Origin of the sequence: Streptomyces sp. CB02923 (assembly GCF_001905005.1) — a bacterium.
Lineage (GTDB): Bacteria > Actinomycetota > Actinomycetes > Streptomycetales > Streptomycetaceae > Streptomyces.
Map to the genome: position 1 here is coordinate 706,174 of NZ_LWKZ01000023.1, position 23,483 is coordinate 729,656.

Below are 23,483 nucleotides of genomic sequence, written 5' to 3' on the forward strand. Positions count from 1 at the left end.
TTCCTCTCATCGGGGGCCGTCGTCCGGCGGCGGGGCATCCTTGAGTTCGGGTTCGCCGGGGATCCAGAAGCGGTGGCGATCGAAGGGGCACGTCACCAGAGCGGCACGGGTCCGCGCCGGCTCGGGGTCCGGCGGCCATGCCGACGTCCCGCCGGAGAGCCACTCCGCCGACGCGGGGGACAGGTCCGGGTGCGGTTCCGCCGGGTCGGACAGCGCCGGGTGGGACCGGCCTTCGGACAGGGCCTCGAACGCCTCCCGCGCCTCGTCCACACGCCGCGCGAGCACCACGGCGCGCCGGTCCAGATGGTGCCTGCCGCTCCCGAGCGCCGCCGCGACCTCGGTCAGCGCCGCCCCGGGCAGCTGGCGCGCCAGCAGGGCAGCCGACCGGCGGAGAGTACCGTCGCCGGTCGCCGACAGCGCGAGAGCCACCGGAGCCGTCCCGGCGGCCTCCCCGCCGCTCTCCGCACCGTCCGCCGCCCACGACTCGACCACGACGTGGGCGACGGAGCCGCTGATGCCGAACGCGTTCACACCGGCCAGCCGCCGTCCCCCGGCGGCAGCCCAGTCCACCGGGCGGTCCGCCAGCGCCACGCTCGACCCGGCGAGCTCCAGGCCGGGATTGATCTCGTGCAGTCCGGGGATCGGGAACACCCGGCCACTGCGCAGCGTGAGCACCGCCTTGACCAGGCCGATGCACCCCGCGGCCGCCTCCAGGTGGCCGACGTTGGCCTTCGCCGAGCTGACCCACAACGGGTCCTGCGCGTCGCCGCCGTCCGCGGGCGCGGCTCCGTCGTCCCGGCCCGTCACCTGGCGCACGGCGGCGATCTCCAAAGGGTCCCCGGCGGGAGTCGCGGTGCCGTGGGCCTCCAGGTACCCCATCGCGCGGGGGCTGAGCCCGCTGTCGCGCCACGCGCGGGAGATGACCGCCGTCTGCGCGGACAGGCTGGGCGACGTCATGGTCTTGGTGCGCCCGCCGTGCCGGACCGCGGCACCCCGGATCACCGCCTGTACGGGGTCGCCGTCGCGCCGGGCGTCCGCCAGGCGCCGCAGGATGAACACCGCCCCGCCCTCGCCGCGGACATAGCCGTCCGCGTCGGCGCTGAACGGAACGCAGCGGCCGCGCGGCGAGAGCATGCCCGACTGGAAGTAGGCCGCCTCGTTCAGCGCGGCACAGAGGATGTTGGACGAGCCCGCGACGGCGGTGTCACAGGTCCCGGAGCGCAGTTCGGACACCGCGAGCGCGACCGCCGTCAGCCCGCCGGCGCACGCCGTGTCCACCGTGATGCTCGGGCCCCGCAGATCGAACTGCTGCGAGATGCGGTTGGCGTTGAACGAGAGCAGATTGCCCACGCCGGTGTACCCGTCGCGGATACCGGCCGCCGCGACGCGTTCCCGGAAGTCGTACCCGCCCGCCGCGACATAGACGCCGGTGTCGCCGCCGGCCAGCCGGTCCGGCGGGATCGCCGCGTGTTCCAGCGCCTGCCAGGTCAGTTCGAGCAGGATGCGCTGGGCCGGGTCCATGGCCACCGCCATGCGGTTGCGGATGCCGAAGAACGCCGCGTCGAACTCGTCGATGCGGTGCAGCAGGGCGGCCCGCACGAGGGGCTTGTCGGTCATTCTCAGCGCCGAGACGTCCAGCCCGGGGAACCGGTCCTCGGGGACCGGCCCGAACCGGACCTCCCCCCGGTCGAGCAGGGCGGCGAATTCGATGAGGTCGTCGGCTCCGGAGACCCGGCATGCCATCCCCACCAGGGCGATGGGCTCACCGGCCGGGGAGCCGGCCGCATCGGCGGGTCCGTCTGGCTCGCGGAACATGGTCAACGCAGAGTCCCTTCCCGGTCGTCGAGGGGCCGGACGGGCCGCGCTGCTTCCGGGCAGGCGGCTCGGCAACGAGTATCGGGCGGGGCCACCGACACCTTGCCGACACAACGGCGACGCCGTACCGGACGCGGTGTCCGCGGCCGATCTTGTCGTCACACTGTCGGCGCTCTCCGCGAGACTGTGATCGGACCGGGTGATCCGGATGCCCGGCGGTCCGTCGCGGTGAAGGGGGAAGCGCCGTATGTCCGTCGATCCGGCCGACGACGACTCTCCCGTCCGCGTGACGGTGGGCCGGCCCGTCGCGCGAGTGGCCATCTGCGACCCGGCCGAGCGCAACCGCATCACCCCCCGGCTCTGCGCCCGGCTCCCGGCGGCCCTGCACGAGGCGGCGGCACACCCCGCCACGCGGGTCGTCCTGCTGAGCGGGGAGCCCGCGGTGTTCTGCGCCGGCGGCACACAGGACGAACTGCTCGGCTTCCACGCGGGGCGGTCCACCCTCGACGCCGAGGAGTGCATCACCGCGCCGCTGGACTGCCCGGCCCCCGTCGTGGCGGCGATCCGCGGCCACGCGATCGGCGGCGGGCTGCTGCTCGGACTGTACGCCGACCTCGCGGTCCTGTCGGAGCGGTCCGTGTACGCCGCCAACTTCATGGCGTACGGATTCACTCCCGGAGTGGGCGCCACGGCCCTGCTCCCGGCCCGGCTCGGTGCGGTGCTCGGCACCGAGATGCTGCTCACCGGCTGTTCCTACCGCGGCGCGGACCTGCGGCAACGCGGCGTCCCCTACCGGGTGGTGGCCCACGACCTCGTGGAGAGCACAGCCCGCGAACTGGCCGCGCGCACCGCTCGGGCACCCCGGACGAGCCTGCGTCTGCTCAAGCGGCACCTGCGCACGCGGCTCCGCCGCGCGACGGACGAGGTCCTCGGCCCCGAACTGCGGATGCAGGCGGCCACCTTCGCGCTGCCGGAGGTCGCCGCCCGCATCACGCAGGCCTACCCGCCACCCGGCTGAGCCGTCACCCGCCCCGCCGCCTCCCCCCGACAAGCGCGTCGAACCCCTACCCGGTCCCCAGCAGCACAGGAGCTGCCCATGAAGGCCGTCTACGCCGAACGACCGTGTCCCGACGACCCGTTGACCGCGCTGCGCTTCGGCGAGCGCCCGGAGCCCGAACCGCCCGACGACGACTGGACGGTGCTGGAGGTCCGGTCGGCCGGCCTCAACCACCACGACCTGTGGACCCTGCGCGGTTCCGGCGTGCCGTCCCACCGGTACCCGCTGACCCTCGGGGTGGAGTGCGCCGGAACGGATGACACCGGCCGCGACGTCATCGTGCACGGCATGGTCTACGGCCGGGAGTTCCTGGACTGCCCCGTGCGCGACCCGGCGTGGACGATGCTCGGCGAGGGCCGGCCGGGGACCTTCGCGGAGCGGGTCGCGGTGCCCCGGCACACGCTGGTCGCCAAGCCGCCCCAGCTCAGCTTCACCGAGGCGGGCGCGATCACCGGCACCTGGCTGACGGCGTACCGGATGCTGTTCACCCGCGCCGAACTGCTCCCCGGCCGCACCGTGCTCGTCCAGGGCAGCGGGGGAGGCCTGTCCACCGCGCTGATCCAGCTGGGACGGGCGGCCGGACTCCGCGTATGGGCCACCTCGCGTACCGGATGGAAGCGTGATCTCGCCAGGGAACTGGGCGCCGACCAGGCCTTCGTCCCGGGCGCGCCGCTGCCGGAGCCGGTGGACGCGGTGATGGAGAGCGTGGGCCGGGACACCTGGGCCCACAGCCTGCGCTCGGTACGGGCGGGCGGCTGCGTCGTGGTGGCGGGGGCGACGACCGGAGCGCTGCCGCCCGCGCATCTGACCCGCATCTTCTGGAACGAACTGCGCGTGCTCGGCGTCATGTGCGGAACCCTGGCGGAACTGCGCAGCCTGCTGACGTTCATGGTGGCCCACGACCTGCGGCCCCGCATCTACCGGGAGTTTCCCGCCGAGGACGGCGCCGAAGGATTCCGCTTGCTGGCCGAGGGCGACGTCGGCGGAAAGATCGTTCTGAATTGGTGAATTCGACCGGAGTCGTGTACGGAGGATTCGGACGTGGGAACAGGGGCGCCCCCGAAGGGCATTTCGGAGATCACGCTGAGCCTGGTGATCAGCGAGTTGGAAAACCCGACCCGTGAGGAGGTTTCCGCCACGGATGTTGCGCAGAGCACGGGAATGAGCACCGTCACGGCCCGCCGCTACCTGCGCTTTCTCGCGTCCGTCGGCAGGGCCCAGGTGTCCTGCCGGTACGGCAAGGTCGGGGCGCCCGAGCGGTTGTACCGCCCGTGCGGTTCCTGACCGGGGGACGCGACGTGGTCGCGGTGGTCAGCGGGGTCGGTGCCGCACGGCCGGCCCGCGTGATCCGCAATTCCCACTTCGCGTATCTCGGCATCTCCGACCAGTGGATCACGAGCCGGACGGGAATCGGGGAACGGCGCTGGCTCGAACCGGGCCAGGGACTGACCGGGCTGGCGGTCGAGGCGAGCCGCCTCGCGCTCGCCGACGCGGACTGCGCGCCGGAGGACATCGACCTGGTCATCGCCGCGACCGCCACCTCCGACCGGGTGTCTCCCGGCCTGGCCCCCGAACTGGCCTGCGGCCTCGGCCTGCGCGACGTGCCCGCGCTCGACCTCAACGCCGCGTGCAGCGGCTTCCTGTACGCCCTGGACCAGGCGGTGGCGCAGATCGACGCCGGCCGGCGCACGTGCGTGCTGGTGTGCGGCGCCGACGCGGCCTCGCGGATCATCGACCCGGACGACCGCTTCACCGCCCCGCTGTTCGGGGACGCGGCCGGCGCGGTCGTCGTCAGAGCCGTTTCCGCCGAGCGCTGCTGCGCCGCGTGCGCTCCCGCGGTCGTGCTCGGCGCCGACGGTTCCCTGGGCGACATCCTGTACGTCGACAGGGCACGGCACGCGGTGCACATGGAGGGCGCCGAAGTCTACGAGCGGGCCGTCGACGCCATGGCCGACAGCGCCCGCCGGGCCTGCGCCCTGCGGGGAGCGGAGCTGGCGGACGTCGACCTGTTCGTGCCGCACCAGGCCAACGCGCGCATCATCAAGTCGGTGCTCCGCCAGTTGAAGTTCCCCGCGGAGCGCACCGTGGTGTACGTCGGGGAGTTCGGCAACACGTCGGCGTCCTCCATCCCGCTGTCGCTGCACCGCGCCCAGCTGGACGGACGGCTGCCGCAGGGCACCCGGGTGGGCATGGCCGCTTTCGGGGCCGGGCTGACCTGGGCCGCCGCGCTGCTCGACTGGAAGGGGTGCCGCCACACGCCGACGGGTCAGGCTCCGTAACGCCGTTGACGCGCCGCGTACGCGCGAAGGGCCCGCAGGAAGTCGACGCGCCGGAAGGACGGCCAGTAGATGTCGCAGAAGTACAGCTCCGAGTACGCCGTCTGCCACAGCAGGAACCCGGACAGCCGCTGCTCGCCGCTCGTACGGATGACCAGGTCGGGGTCGGGCTGGCCGCTCGTGTACAGATGCCCGGCGACGCCGTCGGCCGTGAGCCTGTCGGACAGTTCCGCGACCGGCGTGCCCGCCGCGATCTCGGCGTCCATCCAGGCGCGGAAGGCGTCGATCAGTTCCTGCCGGCCGCCGTAGCCGATGGCGACCGTGAGGTGGTGGTCGGTGTCGTAGGCGCTGGTGGTCCCCTCGGCGGACTTGAGCGTGCGCGCCGTGGAGTCGCGGATCAGGTCCAGGTTGCCCGCGATGCGCACGCGCCACAGGCTGGACGGCTGGGTGAGGTGCTCCTCGACCACCCGCTCGATCACGTCCATGAGGAAGCCCATCTCGGACGACGAGCGGTTGCTGAGGTTCTCGGTGGAGGCGGCGAAGATGGTCACATGCTTGATGCCCGCGGCGGAGCACCAGCCGAGGACCTCCTCGACGTGCTCGGCGCCGTGCTGATGGCCGAGACTCGCGTTTCCCAGGCCCGCCCGTCGCGCCCATCGCCGGTTGCCGTCCATGATGATGGCGACGTGGTGCGGAATTGGCCATTTCGTTAACTGATGTTGAAGTCGGCTTTCATAAAGCCGATAAAGCAGTCGACGCATGGGCTTCACCATACACCCGTCAGTTTCTGTGGCGTTCCGGCTGATTTCCCGGCTGCCGGGCGCTCAGTTCGCGTTGTACATCCTCGGTCATGAGACCTCTGATGAAACAGTCGTGTTCCAGCCGCAAATGATCCGCCAGCGGCAGCGAAAGGCTCCGGCTGACCAGGCGCTTCGCGGTGCGAACGGAATGCGGGGCGGTCCGGGCGAGGGCGTGCGCCCGGCGGAGTGCCACGGACACCAGGTCGTCGGGCGGCACGACGGCCGAGACCAGACCGGTCCGGAGCGCGGCCGGGGCCCGCAGCACCGGCTGCTCCAGGAGCAGGGACAGGGCCTGTGCCGGACCGACGACGCGTGGCAGGAACCAGGACATCGCGCCGTCCGTCGAACACCCCAGCATGCCGTAGGCGAAATGGAACGCGGCCTTCTCCGAGGCGATCCTCAGGTCGCAGGCCAGCGCGAGGGAGAACCCGGCGCCGGCCGCCTGCCCGTTCACCGCCGCGATCACCGGGCACTCCAGCGCGGCCAGGCCGAGGACGGCCTCGGCCAGGGCCCGTAGGGGTGCGAGCGACTCCTCGTCGGGCCGGCCCTCGGCGGCCCGGACATCTCCGGCGAGCCGCTCCAGGTCGCCGAGCGAGCCGCCGAGGCAGAAGTCGCGTCCGGCGCCGGTGAGCACCACCGCGCGCACGCCGGGGGCCTCGCGCAGCCCCGACACGGCAGCCGCGAGGTCGCGCAGCACGGCGGGCGTCAGCGCGTTCCCGGATTCCGGCCGGTCCAGCGAGAGGAGGGCGACGCCTTCGGACACGTCCACACGGACCGCGCGGCCGTCCTCCGCCGCCCCGCCCGGCTGCGCGCCTCCCGCCATGGGAGCCGGGCGCGTCATGCGGTCCCGGAGCCGGTCATCGCCTCCACCAGGCTCCGGGGCCGCAGATCGGTCCAGTGCTCCTCCACGTGGTCCAGGCATTCCTGCCGGGAGGCCTCCGGGTGGGCGACGCGCCACCCGTCGGGCACCGCGAGGAAGGCGGGCCACAGGGAGTACTGGCCCTCGTCGTTGACGAGGGCGAGGTAACTGCCGTCGGGGTCGTCGAAGGGATGGGTCATGTCCGTCCTTCCCGCGTACGCGAGCCGTTCGCGGGTGTCAGCGAGACGGGCAGGGACTCCAGCCCGCCGATGAGGTTGGACCTCATCCGGCGGACCGGGCCTGCCGGTCGTGCCCGCTCGACCCGGCGTGTCAGCTCGTCGAACATGATGGTCAGCTCGGTGGCGGCCAGGGTGGCGCCGATGCAGTGGTGCGGCCCGTGGGCGAACGTCAGATGCCGGTTGGGCGAGCGGGTGATGTCGAAGGCGTCGGGGTCGGCGAAGACGCGTTCGTCCCGGTTGGCCGAGGCCAGCCAGAGCGTGATCCGGTCACCGGTACGGATGGGTTCGCCGCCGATCTCCGTGTCCCGCGTCGCCGTGCGCAGCAGGTGCATCGCCGGTGAGGTGTAGCGCAGCACTTCCTGTACGGCACTGGGCAGCAGCTCCGGCCGTTCCCGCAGCAGGGTCCACTGGTCCGGGTTCTCGATGAAGGCGAGGAGACCGCCCAGCGTGGCGTGCCGGGTCGTCTCGTTGCCCCCGGAGATCAGGCCGTTGCAGTTCAGGATCACCTCCGTACTGGCCAACGGCTCACCGTCGATCGTCCCGTGCACCAGGGCGCTGATGATGTCGTCCTTGGGGGCGCGGCGCCGCTCGCGCATCAACGCGTCGTAGTACTGGAACAGTTCGGTGTGCGCCACCGCGGCGGCGGCCGCGTCGGTGGCACCGGCACGGTCCCCCACGCCGAACGCGGTCATCGTCCGGCTCAGCATGAAGTCCCAGTCGGCGCGGGGCACACCCAGCAGATCGCAGATGACCGACAGCGGCAGCCGCGCCGCGACCTCGGTGAACTCGCAGGTATCGCCCGCCAGCGCGTCCTGGAGGAGCCCGGTCACCGTGGTGCGCATGTTCCGCTCCAGCCGGCGGACCGTGCGCGGGGTGAACGCGCTGCTCATGATGCGCCGGATCTTGCCGTGCCGTGGCGGGTCGGAGATCACCATCATCTTGCCCGCCCCGGCGGCCGTCGCCGTCTCGTCCGCGTCGAGGCGCATGCCGCCCGTGGAGGAGAAGACGTCCGGCCGGGACAGCACCTGTGTGACGAGTTCGTGCGACAGCACCGCCCAGAACGGGCCGCCCCCCGGCCGGACGACCCGGCACACCGGCCGCTCGGCACGCAGGCGGCGCCAGACCGCGAGTGCCTCTCCGCTCTCGTACAGCAGGGGGTCGGACAGATCGGGGACGTCTGCCGCGGTGGCGGCATCGGACCGCATCAGCGCACTCTCCCTCGTTCAGGCCGGTCCGCGGCGGTCGGGCGGACGCCGGACTCGATCAGGTCCAGGACGACCGGCAACTGGTCGAAGAGGGCGAAGTGCCCGCCGGGTACGGTACGGACGTCGCAGGCGCCGTCGGTCAGCTCGCCCCAGCGGTCGAGCAGCCCCGGCTCGACACCCGGGTCGTCCGTGCCGCCGAGGACGGTGACGTCGGCCGTGAGCGGGGACGTCTCCTCGTACGCGTAGGTCTCGCACAGGGCGAAGTCGGCACGCAGGACGGGCAGCAGCATCTCCAGGAGGGACGGGTTGGCCAGCACGTCCTCCGGCGTGCCCTGGAGCCGGGTGATGTGGTCGACCAGCCCCGCGTCGGACAGTTCGTGCACCCGGGTGGGGCGGTACAGGTGCGGGGCCGTCTGACCGGACACCAGCAGCCGCAGGGGCGGATGCCCCAGACGGGTCAGCAGGCAGGCCACCTCGTAGGCCACGAGCGCGCCCATGCTGTGCCCGAAGAGCGCGTACGGCCCCTGGCCGGCCCGTTCCGCGACCGGTCCGGCCAGCCGCTGGGCCAGCCGCTTCAGGGACGTCTCCGGGGGCTCGGCCAGCCGCGGAGGGCGTCCGGGGTACTGCACCGGAACCACGTCGATGCGCGGACCGAGCAGCGCGCCCCATTCCCGGAAGGCAACCGGGCCCGCCCCCGCGTGCGGCAGGCAGAACAGCGTCACGTCCCCGGCGGCCCTGTCCCCGGAGGGGGTGGCGAACCACCAGGCGGAGCCGCCCGCCACCGCGGAGCCGTCGGCCTCCGGACCGTTCATCAGCGCCGCGCCACGAAGAGACGGCCGGTGGGGAAACCGAGTTCCACGGTCTCCACCTGGGAGAAGCCCGCCTCCAGCAGTTTGGCCTCCCACTCGTCCACGGACAGCAGTTTGCGGCCCATGAACTGCCGGTGGTAGTAGGTGACGATCGCGCTGAACCGCCGCTCGCGGTCGTTGCGGAGGTAGGGCACCGCGTCCGTGATCGCCATGATGCCGCCCGGCTGGAGCGCCTCCCGGCAGTTGGCGAGCACCTTGTCGGCCACCGCCTCCTCCTCGGGCATCATGTCGTGGAAGACGAAGCCCGCGTGGATGACGTCGGCGCCCTCCACCGGCCCGGGGTCCTCGGCGATCGACTGGATGGACCGCTCGACGACCGTGAGCCGCTCGGCCATGCCCGCGTTGCGGACCGCTTCACGGGCCGCGTCGCAGGCGCCGGAGCTGAGGTCCAGACCGACGCCGGTGGCGTCCGGGAACTTCTCCAGCGTCTCGATCAGCAGCCGGCAGGTACCGGCGCCGAGGTCCGCCACCCGCCGGGGCTTGGCATGGAAGATCACGTCGAGCGCCGCGGGGTAGAAGGCGAGCGACCCCATCCACTGCGAGCTGACCGCGACCTGGCGGCCGTCTCGCCCGTAGATCTCGCCGGCCGCGACCGGGTCCGTGAGGAACTCCCGGGCGTGCTCGATGAACGGGCGGTTGGCGTTCATGGTCCAGGAGATGTAACCCGCCCGGTGCAGGATGACGTCGAAGTCCGGCGCCACCCGGAAGGCCGGGCCGCCGGCCGCGGCGGGCTCGATCAGACCGGCGGACTCCAGGGCCTGCAGATAGCGTCCGGCTCCCTCCTCGGGGACGTCCGCCGCCGCGGCCACCGCGGCGCTGTCGAACGTGCGCCCGGGAGTGATCACGTCCAGCACGCCGAGCCGGTCGCCCATCTCCAGCAGCGCCGCGGCGGCGGCCATGTCCGGGGCGGTACCGCTGTGTTCGACCTCGGTCCTGAGCTGACGTCCTGCCGCGTGGGCGGTGTGGGTGTCGTGGGTCACGGTCATGCGGGGGCTCCTTTCTGCCGTACCGGCCGGGAGCGCCACCAGGTGGGCAGCTCGGCTTCTCCGGACAGCACGTTCAGGGGGGTTTCGGGGTCGGTGAGAATCCGCCGGAGCAGGGCCTGGCAGATCTCGCCCAGGGCGTGCACGTCGTCGGTGCCCAGGACATCGGGCCGGTGCACGAACCTCAGGGTCAGATGGGGATCACGTTCCTGGAGGAAGACGGTCATCGCCCGCTTGGAGATCACTCCCCGGCGGTCGATCCGCTCGACGCCGACGCCGGGCAGGTCCCAGCGCACCGCGGCGGAGTTGTCCGTGCAGAACAGCACGTCCGGATAGAGGTCCTCGTCGCCGTCCGGCCCGCGGTCACCGCCCAGGGCACGCACCACGTGGTCGAAGGGGAGGGCCTGATGGTCGTACGCGGACAGCACATGGCCGCGGATCCCGCCGAGCAACTCCGTGAACGGCCGGTCGCCGTGCACGGTCTCCCGCAGCACGACGATGTTCCGCAGGTACCCGACCATGTCCTCGTACTCGGTGCGGCCGCGGTTGGCCATGGCGGACCCCAGGGCGATGTCGCGCTCTCCCGTGTAGAGGTGCACGAGGAGGTACATCACGGCCAGCAGGACGAGGTAGGGGGTGCAGCCGTGCTCCAGGGCGAACTGCCGCGTCCGCTCGGACAGCGGCTGCGGAAGGGTGAGGTCGTACGCGTCCCCGCACGGGCCGTCCGCGGGCACGGACCGCGCGGAGGGACTCAGCCGCAGCGGCTGGTGGCCGCGCAGGTCGTCGAGCCAGTAGGCCAGATCCTTCCGGGCCTCCTCGCCGGTGAACCAGGCGTACTGGCGGTCCACGAACTCGCCGTACTGGGCGGCGGGCGACGGCAGTCCGGCCGCCCGGCCGGTGACGCGCCCGCGGTAGAGCGCGCCGATCTCCCGCAGGGCGATGCCGCTGGAGTAGCCGTCGGTGACGATGTGGTGCATCGCCAGGGCCAGCAGCCGCTCCGTGTCTCCGTACCGGGCGAGCGCGGCGCGCAGCAGCGGCGGGTCCGTGAGGTCGAAGGGCCGACGGCAGTGCTCCTCGGCGATGTCCAGGGCCCGCTCGTACGGGGACGCCGCCCGGCGCACGTCGAACAGGCCGAGCGCTCCGCGCGGCGGGTCCACCACGAAACGGCGCGGGCCCTCGGCGGTGGAGCGGAATCCCGTGCGGAGGGACTCGTGGCGGCCCACCACGGTCTCCACCGCGTCCTGCAAAGCGGCCTCGTCCACGTCGCCGGACAGCCGCATGAGCCCCGCCACCAGGAAGTCCTGACGGCCCGGCTGCCGCTGCTCCAGGCGCCACAGCCGCTCCTGCGTGGGATACAGCAGCCCGCCGCCGGTCATCACGCCTCCTCCCGGGCGTCGGCGCCGAGCAGCAGACCTATCTCGCGCGCCAGCCCCGAAACCGTCGGATGCTCGAACAGGACCCGGAGCGGGATGGCGATGCCGAACGCGTCGCGGAGCCGGTTGACCACCTTGCCCGCGAGCAGGGAGTGCCCCCCGAGCTTGAAGAAGTCGTCCGTGGGGAGGATCTCGTCCACCCCGAGCACCTCGCCCCACACCCGGGCGACGGGCAGTTCCAGCGGCGAGCCTCCGGCCGGGTGCCGCGGTGTGCTCCGGTCGGGCGCCGGCAGCGCGGCGCGGTCCAGCTTCCCGTTGGGGTTCAGCGGGAACCGGTCGAGCACGACCACCTGCGCCGGGACCAGGTAGGCGGGCAGCACCTCGGCGACCCGGCGCCGGATGTCCGTACCGTTGCCGTGGCCGCCCGGTTCGGGAACGACGTAGCCGACCAGCCGCCGTTCGGCCGGTACGTCCTCCCGGACCACCGCCGCGGCCCCGGACACCGCGGGCACGGCGGCGAGCGCGGACTCCACCTCGGCCAGCTCGATCCGGAAACCGCGGAGTTTGACCTGGTGGTCGACCCGGCCCACGAAGTCCAGCTGCCCGTCGGGGCGCCAGGACACCAGATCGCCGGTGCGGTACATCCGGGCTCCGCGGGCGGCCGCGAACGGGTCGGCCACGAAGCGTTCCGCGGTCAGCGTCGGCTGGTTGGCGTACCCCCGGGCGAGGCAGTCCCCGGTGAGGTAGAGCTCGCCGGGAACACCGGGCGGCACCGGCCGCAGCCAGGCGTCCAGGACGTACAGGCCGATGCCGGGGCGGGGCGAGCCGATCGGCGGGGCGGTGGCGCCGCCGAGCGGCCCCGCCCAGCTGGTGATGACCGACCCCTCGGTGGGCCCGTACAGGTTGACCATGCGGCGGCCCGCGGCCCAGTCCCGTACGAGGGAGCCGGGCACGCGCTCACCGGCGACCACCAGGGTGAGGCCGGCCGGCAGGGCCCCGGCGGGCACGGCGGCGAGCACCGAGGGCGGCATCGTGACATGGGTGACGCCGAGCCGCCGTACGGTGTCGGCCAGCGTCTGGTCGGGCACCAGGTCGCGCGGCTCGGCGAGCACGAGGCGGCAGCCCGAGAGCACGGACATGCAGATCTCCAGCAGGAACGCGTCGAAGCTGGGGGACCCGAACTGCAGCACCCGGCTGTCCTCGGTCACCTCGAAGAGCGCGCGCTGCGCGCTCACGAGATCGGCCGTCCCCCGGTGCGTGAGCAGCACGCCCTTGGGCCTGCCGGTCGATCCGGAGGTGAACAGCAGACACGCGGCCCCGAGCAGATCCAGCGGCCCGCCGCGCTCCGCGTCGTCCAGGCCGCCGGGCGCGGCGCGGTCCACTTCGGCGGTGACCGGCAAAGCGTCCAGGCAGAGGACCTCGACGGCGGAGGCGTCGAACAGGCTCCGGTGCGCCTCGGTGGTGACGGCGACGGTCGGCCTGCCGTCCTCCAGCATGGCCCGGATGCGCGCCGCCGGATAGTCCAGGTCGACGGGGAGGTAGGCGGCGCCGGTCTTCAGGACCGCCAGGACCGCGGTGACCAGCTGCCGGGAACGCGGCAGGGCGAGCGCCACCCGCCGCTCCGGGCCGGCTCCCCGGGAGAGCAGCACCCGGGCCAGGCGGTTGGCGTCCGCGTCCAGTTCGGCGAAGGTCCGTGACTCCCCGCCGCCCTGTACCGCCACCGCGTCCGGGTGGCGCAGCACCTGGCGCTCGAACAGTACGGGCAGCGGACTCCGGTCGTGGACGGCCGGGGCGCGGCGGCCCAGCGTACCGAGCGTGTGCCGCCGCTCGGCCTCGGTGAGCAGGTCGATCTCGCCCACCGGGCGGCCGGGGCGGGCGGTGACCGCGTCCAGCACGACGAGGAACAGCCGGACGAGGCGTTCGGCCGACGCGGCGTCGAACAGGTCGGCCGCGTACTCCAGGAACCCCTCGACGCCCTCGCAGACGCCGTCCTCGGACACCGATTCGCGCAGGCTGACGGTGAGGTCGAACTTCGCGAACCCGATGGGGATCTCGTCCCCGTCGGCCTCCCGGCCGTCCAGGCGCAGCCGCAGGTCCGAACGAGGGGTGTTGCGCAGCATCAGCAGTACCTGGAACAGCGGATGCCGGGCCGGTGACCGGGGCGGGTTGAGGACCTCCACGAGCCGCTCGAAGGGCAGGTCCTGATGGTCGAGCGCCGCCAGGTCGGTCTCCCGCACCCGCGCGAGCAGCTCCCGGAAATCCGGGTTGCCGGACACGTCGGTGCGCAGGACGAGCGTGTTGATGAAGAACCCGACCAGATCGTCCCAGGCGTCGTCGGTCCGGCCCGCCACCCCGGTGCCCACCGGGATGTCCTCGCCGGCCCCCAGCTTCGTCAGCAGGACGGCCAGCCCTGCCTGCAAGGCCATGAACAGCGTCGCGCCCGCCTCGGTGGCCGTGGCCCGCAGACGGCCGTGGAGTTCCGGCGGAATACGCATCGGTACGGTGCCGCCGAGATGACTCGCCACGGCGGGCCTGGGCCGGTCGGCGGGCAGCGGCAGCTCGACGGGCAGACCGGCGAGCTGCTCGCTCCAATAAGCCGTCTGACGGGACAGCAAGGCGCTGCCCCGGGCTCCGCCGTCGAGGAAGCGCTGCTGCCACAGGGCGTAGTCGCGGTACTGGACGGGGAGCGGCGCCCACCGCGGGGCCCTTCCGTCGCGCCGCGCGGCGTAGGCGCGTTCGAGGTCGCGTCCGAAGGGGGCGAAGGACCAGCCGTCCCCCGCGATGTGATGCAGCACCACCAGCAGCCGGAAGCCGGTCTGTGTACGCAGCAGCCGGGCCCGCAGCGGGGTGTCCCGCGTCAGGTCGAAGGACTGCCGCGCGGCCTGCACCAGCGCGCCGTCCGCCTCCTCGTCCCGTATGTCCAGGACCGGCACCTCGGGGCGTGCGGTGTCCGGGTCGAGTACGACCTGCTGTACGCCGTCGGGCGTCTGCGGGAAGACGGTCCGCAGGATCTCGTGCCGTTCGACCACGTCGCCCAGCGCGGAGGTCAGGGCCGCCACGTCGGTCGTCGCGTCGAGGGCGACGACGTAGGGAATGTTGTACACGGACCGCGGGATGTCCGACTGGTTCAGGAACCACAGCCGGCGCTGGGGCAGGGACAGCGGGGCCCCGTCGGCACCGGCGCCCGCGGACGGGCCCGCTCCGGCACGGTCGCCCGCCGTCAGCCGTCCGGCCAGCAGCTCCGGGGTGGCGAGGTCGAAGACCTCCCGGACGGACACCTCGGCGCCCGTGACGGCACGGATCCGCGCCGCGAGCTTGACCGCGGACAGGGAATGCCCGCCGAGGGCGAAGAAGTCGTCCGTCGCGCCGATCCGCGCCACTTTGAGGACCTCGCCGAACAGCCGGCAGAGCGTCGCCTCCTGCGGGGACCGGGGAGCCCGGCCCCCGCCCGCCGCGGGCAGCCGCTCGGGCACCGTCAGGGCGGCCCGGTCGATCTTCCCGTTCGGCGTGGTGGGCAGCTTGTCGAGCAGCACGAACAGGGAGGGGACCATGAAGCCGGGCAGGACCCGGGACACGTGGTCGCGCAGCACCGCCGCGGTGGGGCGCCGCTCCGGCACGGTCTCCGCGTAGGCCACCAGCTGACGGTCCCCGGGCTCGTCCTCCCGTACCAGGACGACCACCTGCCGTACGCCGGGGTGAGCGGCGACGGCGGCCTGGACCTCGCCCAGCTCCACCCGGAAGCCCCGCAGTTTGACCTGGTGGTCGACGCGGCCGATGAACTCGACGGCTCCGTCGGTACGCTGCCGCACCAGATCGCCGGTCCGGTACAGGCGCTCGCCCGGCCCGCCGAACGGATCGGCGACGAACCGCTCCGCGGTCAGGCGCGGCTGCCGCAGATAGCCGCGGGCCAGGTTCTCCCCGGAGATGTACAGCTCGCCCACCACACCGCGCGGCACCGGCCGGAGACCGGAGTCGAGCACGTGCAGTCCGGCACCGGCGAACGGGGTGCCGATCGGCACGGGCCCGGACGCCGTCCCGGCCGAGGGCGGTATGCGGTGGTCCACACAGCCGCAGGTGGCCTCGGAGGGCCCGTAGTGGTTGATGACGGTGACCCCGGGGTGCCGCAGGCGCCACTCCCGCAGCAGTTCACCCACGAGGGGCTCGCCCGCGACGATGAACTCCTGGGTCGGCGAACACAGGTCGGGCAGGGTGTCCAGCAGAGCCAGGTGGGTGGGCGTCGCCTTGAGGAAGGAGTAGCTCCCCTCGGCGCCGCTGCTTTCGGCGTACTCCTCCACACTGGAGATGACCAGTTCTCCGCCCGCCGCGAGCGTGCCGAACAGGGCGGTCAGCGTGATGTCGAAGGACAGCGACGAATACAGCAGGACGCGGCCGGCCAGACTCGGGTACGCGGCCGTGGCGCGGCTCACGTAGTTCACCGTCGAGCGGTGCTCCACCGCGACGCCCTTGGGCCGCCCGGTGGACCCGGACGTGTAGATGACGTAAGCGAGGTTGCGGGCCCGCAGGAGGCCGGTGCGCTCCCCGGGCTGGATCTCCTTGTCCGGCAGGGCCGCCAGGTGCGCGCGGACCTCGGGGGCGTCGAGCACGAGCCGGGGGGCGGGGGAGGCGTCCAGCGCTCCGGTGCGGTCGCCGTCGGCCGTGGTGAGCAGCAGGGGCACGTCGGAGTCGCGCAGCATGTACGACACCCGGTCCGGCGGGTAGTCGAGGTCCACCGGCAGGTAGGCCGCGCCCGCGGTGAGGACCCCCAGCACCGCGACCACCATGTCGAGGGACCGGGGCACGGCGACCGCGACGACGTCGTCGACCCCGATGCCCCGATCGAGCAGCAGGCGCGCCAGCCGGTTTGCTCCGGCGAGGAGTTCGCCGTACGAGAGGTGCTCGCTGCCCGCGCTGACCGCCGGTGCCTGAGGAGACCTGCGGGCCTGCTCGGCCAGGAGATCCAGCACGGTGGTGTGCGCGCCGGGCCGGCAGGGAGACGACTCCCATGCGGAGTCGACCAGTTGGGACCGTTCGTCGGCGTCGGCCGCGTCGAGCGTGCCGACCGGTACGTCCAGGGACTCCGCGTCGGTGATGTCGGCGAGCAGCCGGAGCAGACGAGCCCGGTGGCGGTCGAGTTCTTCGGCGGTGTACCGGCCGGGGTCGGCGAAGAAGTCCAGACGCAGCCCCTGGCCGCCGAATCCGCTGTAGACGTAGATGTAGAGGTCGTCGACGGGCCCCAGGGTGAGGGTGTTCAGCTCGGCCCGGCTCCCCGCGAAGGACAGTCCGTAGTCGAAGGGCACGAGGTTGAGGTGCCAGCCGAACAGGCGCTCGTCGCCGCGCAGCCCCAGCTCGCGCCGGAGTTCCTCGCTGCGGAAACGCTGCGCCTGCAGTGCCTCCATCAGACCGCCCGATGCCCGGCGGGCCAGGCCGGAGAGGGTTTCCCGGGGCGAGACGTCCAGCCGCAGGGGCACGACGTTGGACGCCTGGCAGGGCGTCGTCCTGGTGGCCGCCCCGGTCCGGCCGGTCACGGTGAGCCCCAGGCTGACGTCGTCGGTGGCCATCACCTTGCCGAGGTAGACGGTCACCGCCGCGGACACCGTCGCCGTCCAGCGGACCCGGGCCTGCTTGGACAGGGCCACCAGGCGGTCGAACCGGTCCTGGTCGAGGTGCCCGGTCGTACGCAGGAAGGGCGCGGACGTCCCGGCGGCGCGCACGGCCGGGGTCACGATGGCCGGGCGCTCGGCGAACCGGGCGCGCCAGTGGGTCCGGTCGCCCTCGTACTCCGCGGACTGCCGGTAGGCCTCGTCCTCGGCGACCACCTCGCTCAACGGGCGGAACGACGCCTCCCGTTGGTCTTGCCCCTCAAGGTCGCGGGTGTACAGCTCGGCGACCCGCTGCCCCAGCAGGAACAGGCCGTAGCCGTCCACCACGGAGTGATGGGCGCGTACGTACCAGAGGTGCTCGTCGGGCCCGGTCCGCAGCAGCGCGTGCCCGAACATGCCGCCCCGGGCCGGGTCCACCGGACGCGCGAGGTCCTCGTACATCCAGTCCTCGGCACGCTCGCGGGCACCGGGTTCCGCGCCGAGGTCCAGGAACGGCAGCGGCCAGTCCTCCCGGACCTCCACGGTCTGCCGGAGGCCCCCCTCGGCGTCCTCGTCGATCCGGACGTGCAGGCACTCCGCTTCCGAGACCGCCCGCCGCAGCGCCGCCTCGAAGGCACGCCGGTCCATGGCGCCGCGGATGTGGAAGTAACTGCCGATGCTGAAAACGGGGTTGTCGGGGTCGAGTTTCTGGGCCAGCCAGACCTCGCGCTGCGCGGCCGACAGGGAAAGCGATGTCCGATCGGGGCCAGGCATGCCGTGAACTCCCGGAGCATTTCGAGAAGCGGATGGGATGTCGGCGACAGAGCGGTCACCACTGCCGCACCGGACTTCGGCTCGGATATCGGGACCACGTCCGATGCTATCCGCGCGAGATCCGGGAACCCAGATCATGACCGTATTACTCGTTGGGGTTGTTGTGGTCGATTGCGCTCACGGCAGCCGTTCACGACAACGGCCAATCGTCGAAATTCCCCTCGATGACACGGCGGATGTCGGAGGCGGCCACCTCGGCGGAGGTACTCCCCTGGACGCGGTCCTTGGAAAGGCGCTCCCCGATCCGGTCGCGGTGGAAAGCCCGTATGTCCGCGGGCAGCGGGAGGCGCCCCGGGGCGAGCAGCCGGACGGCACCGCCGGTGTCCCGGATGCCGAGCACCTCGCCGCGATTGTGCACACTGGGCGCGAACGGTATGTCGAGCAGGCCCAGCCGGAAAGCCCGCACGACGCCCTGGGTGACGCTGCCGCCCCCGCATTCCAGTACCGCGTTCAGCAGATGCTCGCACTCGGCACGCAGCAGCCGCTTCTCCTCGTCGACGGCCCTCCGGTCCAGGTCGGCCGGCGTGGCGGCGGCGATCGACCGGTGTGCCTCCCGGATCGACTCGGCGTTCTCCTCCACGGACGGGATGCCCCAGGCCTCGGCGGTCGTCTTGAGCAGGACACGGCCGCAGCCCGACAGACCCGCCGTACGCGCCGAACCGCGCAGCAGCTGGGCCGCCTTGCGCCTGGACTCCGGGAACGCGGCCATGTACTGATGGAAGACCGCCGTGACCACCACCCCGTGCCGCGTGTGGCCGACCAGCTCGTGGGCCATCTCGTCCATGACCTGGACGGCCGCGACGTCCTGGGACCGGCAGCCCTGCTCGGCATAGCCGAGACTCACCGAGCGGACCCCCTGCCCGACGGCCATCAGCATTTCCAGGAGGCAGGTGACGATCGCCAGGCACGGCGGCAGCAGCGTCGCCGTCAGGACGCCGAAGAACTCCCGGTCCAGGATGATCCCGTAGCGCTCCGCGTACAGCCCGGTGAGCCGGTCGGCGTACTGCCAGACGGGGATCGACTCCTCCAGCGGATAGTCCTTGTAATAGGGCAGGTTGTAGGTGATGGCGCCGCCTTCGAACGCGGTGACGCCTCCGGCGTAGGAGATCTCGCCGAGCAGCCGGGGGTCCCGGGTGCTGTGCCGGACCTGCAAGGGGACGGGAATCCGGGACCCCAACTGGCGCAGGACGCGGACACCGTGGTTCACGGCCGGAAAGCCGTTCAGCACGGACCGCTCCGGGGAGCTGGCGCGCAGGCCCTCCTCGGCGCCGGGATAGTCGTTGTTCCGGGACAGGGAGTCCACCTGGTACGACAGCACGTTCGCCCCGGCCCGGTGCAGCGCGGTGAACAGACGCACCTGACCGACCGCGTCCGCCACACCGCACCGGGGCTGCAGCAGGGGCCGCCCGGTGTGCCGGGCCCGCAGCTGAGCGGCCGCGAGCGACGGCCGGCCCACGAGGTACTCGGCGTTGGCGTCGAGTTCGGCGGCGGCCCGCCCGGTGCGCCAGTGCTGCAGGACCTCCTTCCTGACGACCCGGAAGTGCTCGTCCTCCATCCGCTCGTCGTCGGGCATCACCAGAGTGCGGGCCCGCCCCGCGGGGGACGTACCGTCATGGGCGGCGGGCAGTGCGGGCGGCCGCCCGGCGAGGTCGTGCTCCAGGAACCGCAGGACTTCGCGCAGGTCGGCATAGCCCGGAAACACCCGGCGGAAGCCCAGCTCGAAGAAGTGGCGCACCACGTCGTCCCGGGACGACGACACGGACAGGTTTCCGCCGATGTACCAGTGGACGTCGGGGGTGCCGTATTCCTTGCGGAGTTCGCGGAATTCGCGCGTGTAGAAGCGGCTGTGCCCGTCCATGCTCGAAATCATCACCACGTCGGCGGTACGCGCCGCCTCGAAGAAATCGCGCAGTTCGTTCTGCGTGCGCAGATCGATGACCTGATAGCCGCTCTCCGCCAGGGCGTGCCGGAGAACGAACAGTCCTACGGAGTGGGCGTCGGCCCCGATGCCGCCCAGCACTATTCGGTGCACAGGGTTCTCCTGGTTCGGGCTCGGTCGGGACGGGCCTGTCTCACGGCGTCCCGGGGGGCGCGGTGGTGCCGCCGGGCAGGGCGTCGAGCGCGTCGGACAGGGCACGGGCCAGATGGGCGATGGTCCGCCCCTCGTACAGCTCCCGTGCCGGGACGCTGACGGACAGCTGGCGTTCCAGCACGCCGAGGAGCCTCGCGGCGAGCAGGGAATGGCCGCCGAGAGCGAAGAAGTCGTCCTCCACGCCGACCGGTTCCACGTCCAGCACCTCGGACCAGATGGCGGCGAGCCGCGCCTCCAGAGAGGTGCGCGGCGGCACGGGACCGGCGGGGAGGGCCCGCGGTGAGCGGACGAGCGGGGGCAGGGCCCGGCGGTCCACCTTGCCGTTGCGGTTCAGCGGCAGATCGTCGCGGACCATGACGGCCCACGGCACCATGTGCGGCGGCAGCTCCGCGGCCAGCTCCTCGCGCAGCCGGGCACCGAGACCGGCGGCTTCGTCGCGTCCGGCGGACGCGGTGCCGCTCCCACCGTGACGTGGGACGACGTAGGCGAGCAGCCGCTGGCCGCCCGTGCCGTCCGGCTGGGCGACGACCGCCGCCTCCTTGACCTCGGGCCGCCCGATCAGATGAGCCTCGACATGGGCCGGTTCCACCCGGAAGCCGTGCACCTTGACCTGGTGATCCGCCCGCCCGACGAATTCCAGGGTGCCGTCGGCCAGCCGGCGCACCAGATCGCCCGTGCGGTACAGGCGCCGGCCGGGCCGCGTGGCGAAGGGATCGGCCACGAAGCGCTCCGCGGTGGCGGCCGGCTGCCCGACGTACCCGTGCGCCAGCCCTTCCCCGCCGGTGTAGAGCTCGCCGACGACCCCGGGGGGTACGGGACGCAGCGCCGGGTCGAGCACCACGACCCGCGTGCCGCGCACCGGGCTTCCGATCGGTACCCGCGGGCCCTCCGGGAGAACTCCCGCGGTGGTCCAGCAGGTGGTGAACGAAGTGTTCTCCGTCGGCCCGTAGCCGTTGGTGAAGGTGAGGGCGGGAAAGTCGGTGAGCAGGCGCCGGACGTGGGCGGCGGAGGCCGTCTCACCCCCCGTCAGGACGTGCCGCACGTTTTTGAACAGGCCGGGTTCCTCCGCCACCAGATGGTTGAACAGTCCGGTCGGCAGCAGCAGGACCGTGACGCCTTCGCGTTCCACGGCGGGCCGTATCCGTTCGACCGCGGTCGGCGGGCCCGGCAGCACCACCAGACGGGCACCGTTCATCAGCGGCGCCCAGATCTCGATGGTCGAGGCGTCGAACGCCACCGGCGAGAGCTCCAGGAACACGTCGTCCGGTCTGATCTCCATCCAGTCCGGGCCGCGCAGCAAGCGGGACACGGCCCGGTGCGGGACGCCCACCCCCTTGGGGCGGCCGGTGGACCCCGACGTGAAGCTGACGTAGGCGAGCGCGTCCGGCGCCTCCGGGGGCGCGGCGGGGGCGGTCGGCCGGTCGGCGGCGCCCTGCGGGCGGCAGGAGGCCACGTCGATCGTCACCTGCTCCGGAGGCAGCAGGGCGCCCAGCCCGGCCTGTACGAGCACATGGCCGGTGCGGGCCGCGGCGAGGAGTTCGGCGTGCCGGGCAGGCGGATCCTCCGGATCGAGCGCCAGGTAAGCGGCGCCGGTGCGCAGAATGCCGAGCAGGGCGACGATCAGGTCGGCGGAACGCCGGTGCAGCACACCGACCACCGCGTGCGGGACCACGCCCCGCGCCCGGAGGGTGTCGGCCACCGCGCCTGCCCGGCTCCACAGGTCGCCGTAGGACAGCGTCGCGTCCCCATAGGTGACGGCGGGCGCCGTGGGACGGGCGGCGGCCTGGGCGGCGACGTACGTGTGGATGGCGCGTGCCGGTTCGGCCGGTGTCCCGGTGCCCTGGACCGGAGTCGCGCGGGACGCCGCGCCGGGCGGAAGCAGGTCGAGCACGGACAGGGGCACCGCCGGATCGCCGACGCCGGCGGTGAGGGCGGCGGCCAGCTGTTCGGCCCATCCGGGCTCGTCGGGGATGCCGCGGACCTCTACGGGCAGGAGGGCGCCGCCCGCTGTCCCGGTGAGCACGACTTCCGGCGCGGGGGAGCCGGGGCGGTCGGGGGCGTCGGGGCCGTGGCGGTCGTGGTTGCCGTCACGGCCGTCGTGGCCGTCGTGGCCGGAGCCCGCCGCGGGCGGCGCGCCTCGCTCCGCCCGCGGTTCGATGGGCGGATCTGCCTGCGGAGCACCGGAGTTCAGCGCCTCGATCTCCGCCGCCGCCCACTTGGCCAGCGCGCCGAAGGACGGATCATCGGCGAGGCCGACGCACAGGACGCCGTGCCGGGTGCCGGACGCCCCGGTGATGCGGCAGCGGATACGGACGCTCTCGTCGGTGGTCCTGCGGTGCACCACGGTGACGGCCGCGGCCACGAGAGCCCCGGGATCGTGCGGCCCGAGGCGCTCGCAGTCGATGACCGTCCCGTTCATCGGGTACTTCCTTCCGGGCGCGGTTGTCCCGCCGTCCCGCGCTCCACCGCGAGAGCGTCGAGCGACGTCGGCAATGAGGGCAGGGCGGGGATCACCCGGGGCCGGGGCATCAGTCCGCGCAGTCCGCGGGGCAGGCCGCGCACCGCGTAGCACCGGCGCAGCCAGCGGTCCCGGCCGTCGTAGCGGGGGGTGAACGCCGTCCGGCCGTGGACGACGACGCTGTTGTCCAGAACGGCGAGCTGGCCGGGCCGGAGCCGGAGCCGCCGGGCGGTCCGCTCCAGCGCCGTACGGAGGGCGGCCAGCGCGTCGGTGCCCTGTTGCGTCGACGCGCTGGTGTTGTGCGTGTTGTAGCGGATGGTGGGTGCGGCCCGGGAGCCGGACAGCGCCGGGTGCGGGCCGGAGACCGGCCGCTGTCCCTGGGCGTCCAGCCCGAACGATGTGGGATAGAGGCTGTGGAACAGCGGCTCGCGCAGGACGTCGAGCGTCTCGGGCGGCAGGTGCCGTACGGCCTCGCGCACGGACGAGACCAGCAGTGCCGCCACGTCCTCGTGGTCCTGGCGCAGGCACAGCAGGCTGACGAAGTCCGGCCGTAACGGGTGGTGGACGTTCTCGGTGTGCAGTCCCAGCGACGAGGCGCCGACGTTCTGGATGTACTCCTCCATGCCGGGCTCCGGGGCGACTTCGTGGATCAGCCTGCCGCCGTTCTCGTCCGCGTAGCCGATGAGGTCGCCGAGGATCTCGGCGACCAGCAGCAGCAGGCCCGCGGACCAGTGGCCCCCGGGCGCGGGGCTGTCGGCCGTCGGGGTGGGCGGCAGGGCGGAGAGCGGTTCCGGTGCGGCCACGTCGAAGAGACAGTAGGGCTGTGTGCGGCCGGGGCCGGTGAGGGCGGTCAGCTGACGGCGCAGTCCGGCCGGCACCTCGTCCAGGGCGTCCCCGACCCCGTCCGGGTCACCGGGCACGAGTTCGGCGACCTCGCACGCCACTTCGTGCAGCGCCGCCGTTTCCCGGCGGTCGAGAGTGCACTGGTTTTCGGCCCCCACGTGTTTCCTCCAACAGTGCGGCTCCGGATACGAGTCGAATGAC

At 72.9% G+C, this 23,483-nt stretch carries 16 protein-coding genes; 4 read left to right on the top strand and 12 right to left on the bottom strand.

Annotated features, from left to right (window positions below):
• Positions 1–6: 6 nt before the first annotated feature.
• A complete protein-coding gene (locus A6A06_RS21250) occupies positions 7–1,815 on the bottom strand; it encodes a polyketide synthase (RefSeq protein WP_073762850.1) in 1,809 nt (602 codons plus the stop codon).
• A 247-nt stretch (positions 1,816–2,062) separates the two neighbouring features.
• Between A6A06_RS21250 and A6A06_RS21255 the strand changes: the two genes are divergently transcribed.
• The 4 genes from A6A06_RS21255 to A6A06_RS21270 all read left to right on the top strand — a co-directional run bounded on the left by A6A06_RS21255 (position 2,063) and on the right by A6A06_RS21270 (position 5,151).
• Complete coding sequence (locus tag A6A06_RS21255; protein ID WP_073762851.1) at positions 2,063–2,833, top strand: polyketide synthase; 771 nt, start codon at positions 2,063–2,065, stop codon at positions 2,831–2,833.
• A 78-nt stretch (positions 2,834–2,911) separates the two neighbouring features.
• Positions 2,912–3,880 (top strand): zinc-binding dehydrogenase, encoded by a 969-nt coding sequence (locus tag A6A06_RS21260; protein WP_073762852.1) that lies wholly within the window; start codon positions 2,912–2,914, stop codon positions 3,878–3,880.
• Between the two features lie 84 nt (positions 3,881–3,964).
• Entirely contained in the window at positions 3,965–4,156 is a 192-nt protein-coding gene (locus tag A6A06_RS43740; protein ID WP_338015940.1) for a hypothetical protein, read from the top strand.
• Positions 4,144–5,151 (top strand): 3-oxoacyl-ACP synthase III family protein, encoded by a 1,008-nt coding sequence (locus tag A6A06_RS21270; protein ID WP_199931034.1) that lies wholly within the window; start codon positions 4,144–4,146, stop codon positions 5,149–5,151. The genes A6A06_RS43740 and A6A06_RS21270 overlap by 13 nt, the downstream gene beginning before the upstream one ends.
• Here A6A06_RS21270 and uppS read toward each other — a convergent pair.
• From uppS to A6A06_RS21335, 11 genes are all read right to left on the bottom strand, one after another.
• On the bottom strand, positions 5,139–5,921 hold the full coding sequence (gene uppS / locus A6A06_RS21275) for a polyprenyl diphosphate synthase (RefSeq protein ID WP_199931035.1): 783 nt from the start codon (positions 5,919–5,921) through the stop codon (positions 5,139–5,141). The genes A6A06_RS21270 and uppS overlap by 13 nt on opposite strands.
• 7 nt (positions 5,922–5,928) lie before the next feature.
• Positions 5,929–6,789, bottom strand: coding sequence for an enoyl-CoA hydratase/isomerase family protein (locus A6A06_RS21280; RefSeq protein ID WP_199931036.1), 861 nt, complete (start codon positions 6,787–6,789; stop codon positions 5,929–5,931).
• A complete protein-coding gene (locus A6A06_RS21285) occupies positions 6,786–7,007 on the bottom strand; it encodes an MbtH family protein (RefSeq protein ID WP_073762855.1) in 222 nt (73 codons plus the stop codon). Before A6A06_RS21285 ends, A6A06_RS21280 begins: the two co-directional genes overlap by 4 nt.
• Entirely contained in the window at positions 7,004–8,251 is a 1,248-nt protein-coding gene (locus tag A6A06_RS21290) for a cytochrome P450 (RefSeq protein WP_073762856.1), read from the bottom strand. Before A6A06_RS21290 ends, A6A06_RS21285 begins: the two co-directional genes overlap by 4 nt.
• Complete coding sequence (locus A6A06_RS21295; RefSeq protein WP_079194184.1) at positions 8,251–9,063, bottom strand: thioesterase II family protein; 813 nt, start codon at positions 9,061–9,063, stop codon at positions 8,251–8,253. The genes A6A06_RS21290 and A6A06_RS21295 overlap by 1 nt, the downstream gene beginning before the upstream one ends.
• Positions 9,063–10,106, bottom strand: a complete 1,044-nt coding sequence (locus A6A06_RS21300) for a class I SAM-dependent methyltransferase (RefSeq protein WP_073762857.1) — start codon at positions 10,104–10,106, stop codon at positions 9,063–9,065. Before A6A06_RS21300 ends, A6A06_RS21295 begins: the two co-directional genes overlap by 1 nt.
• A complete protein-coding gene (locus tag A6A06_RS21305) occupies positions 10,103–11,479 on the bottom strand; it encodes a condensation domain-containing protein (protein ID WP_073762858.1) in 1,377 nt (458 codons plus the stop codon). The genes A6A06_RS21300 and A6A06_RS21305 overlap by 4 nt, the downstream gene beginning before the upstream one ends.
• Positions 11,479–17,829: a non-ribosomal peptide synthetase gene (locus tag A6A06_RS21315; RefSeq protein ID WP_199931037.1), complete on the bottom strand. Its 6,351-nt coding sequence runs from the start codon at positions 17,827–17,829 to the stop codon at positions 11,479–11,481. The genes A6A06_RS21305 and A6A06_RS21315 overlap by 1 nt, the downstream gene beginning before the upstream one ends.
• A 190-nt stretch (positions 17,830–18,019) precedes the next feature.
• Positions 18,020–19,921: a methylaspartate mutase subunit E gene (locus A6A06_RS21320; RefSeq protein ID WP_199931038.1), complete on the bottom strand. Its 1,902-nt coding sequence runs from the start codon at positions 19,919–19,921 to the stop codon at positions 18,020–18,022.
• A gap of 40 nt (positions 19,922–19,961) precedes the next feature.
• Positions 19,962–22,400, bottom strand: coding sequence for a non-ribosomal peptide synthetase (locus A6A06_RS21330; protein WP_079194187.1), 2,439 nt, complete (start codon positions 22,398–22,400; stop codon positions 19,962–19,964).
• On the bottom strand, positions 22,397–23,440 hold the full coding sequence (locus tag A6A06_RS21335; protein WP_073762860.1) for a TauD/TfdA family dioxygenase: 1,044 nt from the start codon (positions 23,438–23,440) through the stop codon (positions 22,397–22,399). The genes A6A06_RS21330 and A6A06_RS21335 overlap by 4 nt, the downstream gene beginning before the upstream one ends.
• Positions 23,441–23,483 lie beyond the last annotated feature (43 nt).

What these genes read in the sequence shown, in the direction of transcription:
- A6A06_RS21330 (WP_079194187.1), bottom strand. Translation starts at nt 22,400, where the DNA reads ATGAACGGGACGGTCATCGACTGCGAGCGCCTCGGGCCGCACGATCCC.
- A6A06_RS21255 (WP_073762851.1), top strand. Translation starts at nt 2,063, where the DNA reads ATGTCCGTCGATCCGGCCGACGACGACTCTCCCGTCCGCGTGACGGTG.
- A6A06_RS21300 (WP_073762857.1), bottom strand. Translation starts at nt 10,106, where the DNA reads ATGACCGTGACCCACGACACCCACACCGCCCACGCGGCAGGACGTCAG.
- A6A06_RS21315 (WP_199931037.1), bottom strand. Translation starts at nt 17,829, where the DNA reads ATGCCTGGCCCCGATCGGACATCGCTTTCCCTGTCGGCCGCGCAGCGC.
- A6A06_RS21285 (WP_073762855.1), bottom strand. Translation starts at nt 7,007, where the DNA reads ATGACCCATCCCTTCGACGACCCCGACGGCAGTTACCTCGCCCTCGTC.
- A6A06_RS21250 (WP_073762850.1), bottom strand. Translation starts at nt 1,815, where the DNA reads ATGTTCCGCGAGCCAGACGGACCCGCCGATGCGGCCGGCTCCCCGGCC.
- A6A06_RS21280 (WP_199931036.1), bottom strand. Translation starts at nt 6,789, where the DNA reads ATGACGCGCCCGGCTCCCATGGCGGGAGGCGCGCAGCCGGGCGGGGCG.
- A6A06_RS21305 (WP_073762858.1), bottom strand. Translation starts at nt 11,479, where the DNA reads ATGACCGGCGGCGGGCTGCTGTATCCCACGCAGGAGCGGCTGTGGCGC.
- A6A06_RS21295 (WP_079194184.1), bottom strand. Translation starts at nt 9,063, where the DNA reads ATGAACGGTCCGGAGGCCGACGGCTCCGCGGTGGCGGGCGGCTCCGCC.
- A6A06_RS21290 (WP_073762856.1), bottom strand. Translation starts at nt 8,251, where the DNA reads ATGCGGTCCGATGCCGCCACCGCGGCAGACGTCCCCGATCTGTCCGAC.
- A6A06_RS21260 (WP_073762852.1), top strand. Translation starts at nt 2,912, where the DNA reads ATGAAGGCCGTCTACGCCGAACGACCGTGTCCCGACGACCCGTTGACC.
- uppS (WP_199931035.1), bottom strand. Translation starts at nt 5,921, where the DNA reads ATGGTGAAGCCCATGCGTCGACTGCTTTATCGGCTTTATGAAAGCCGA.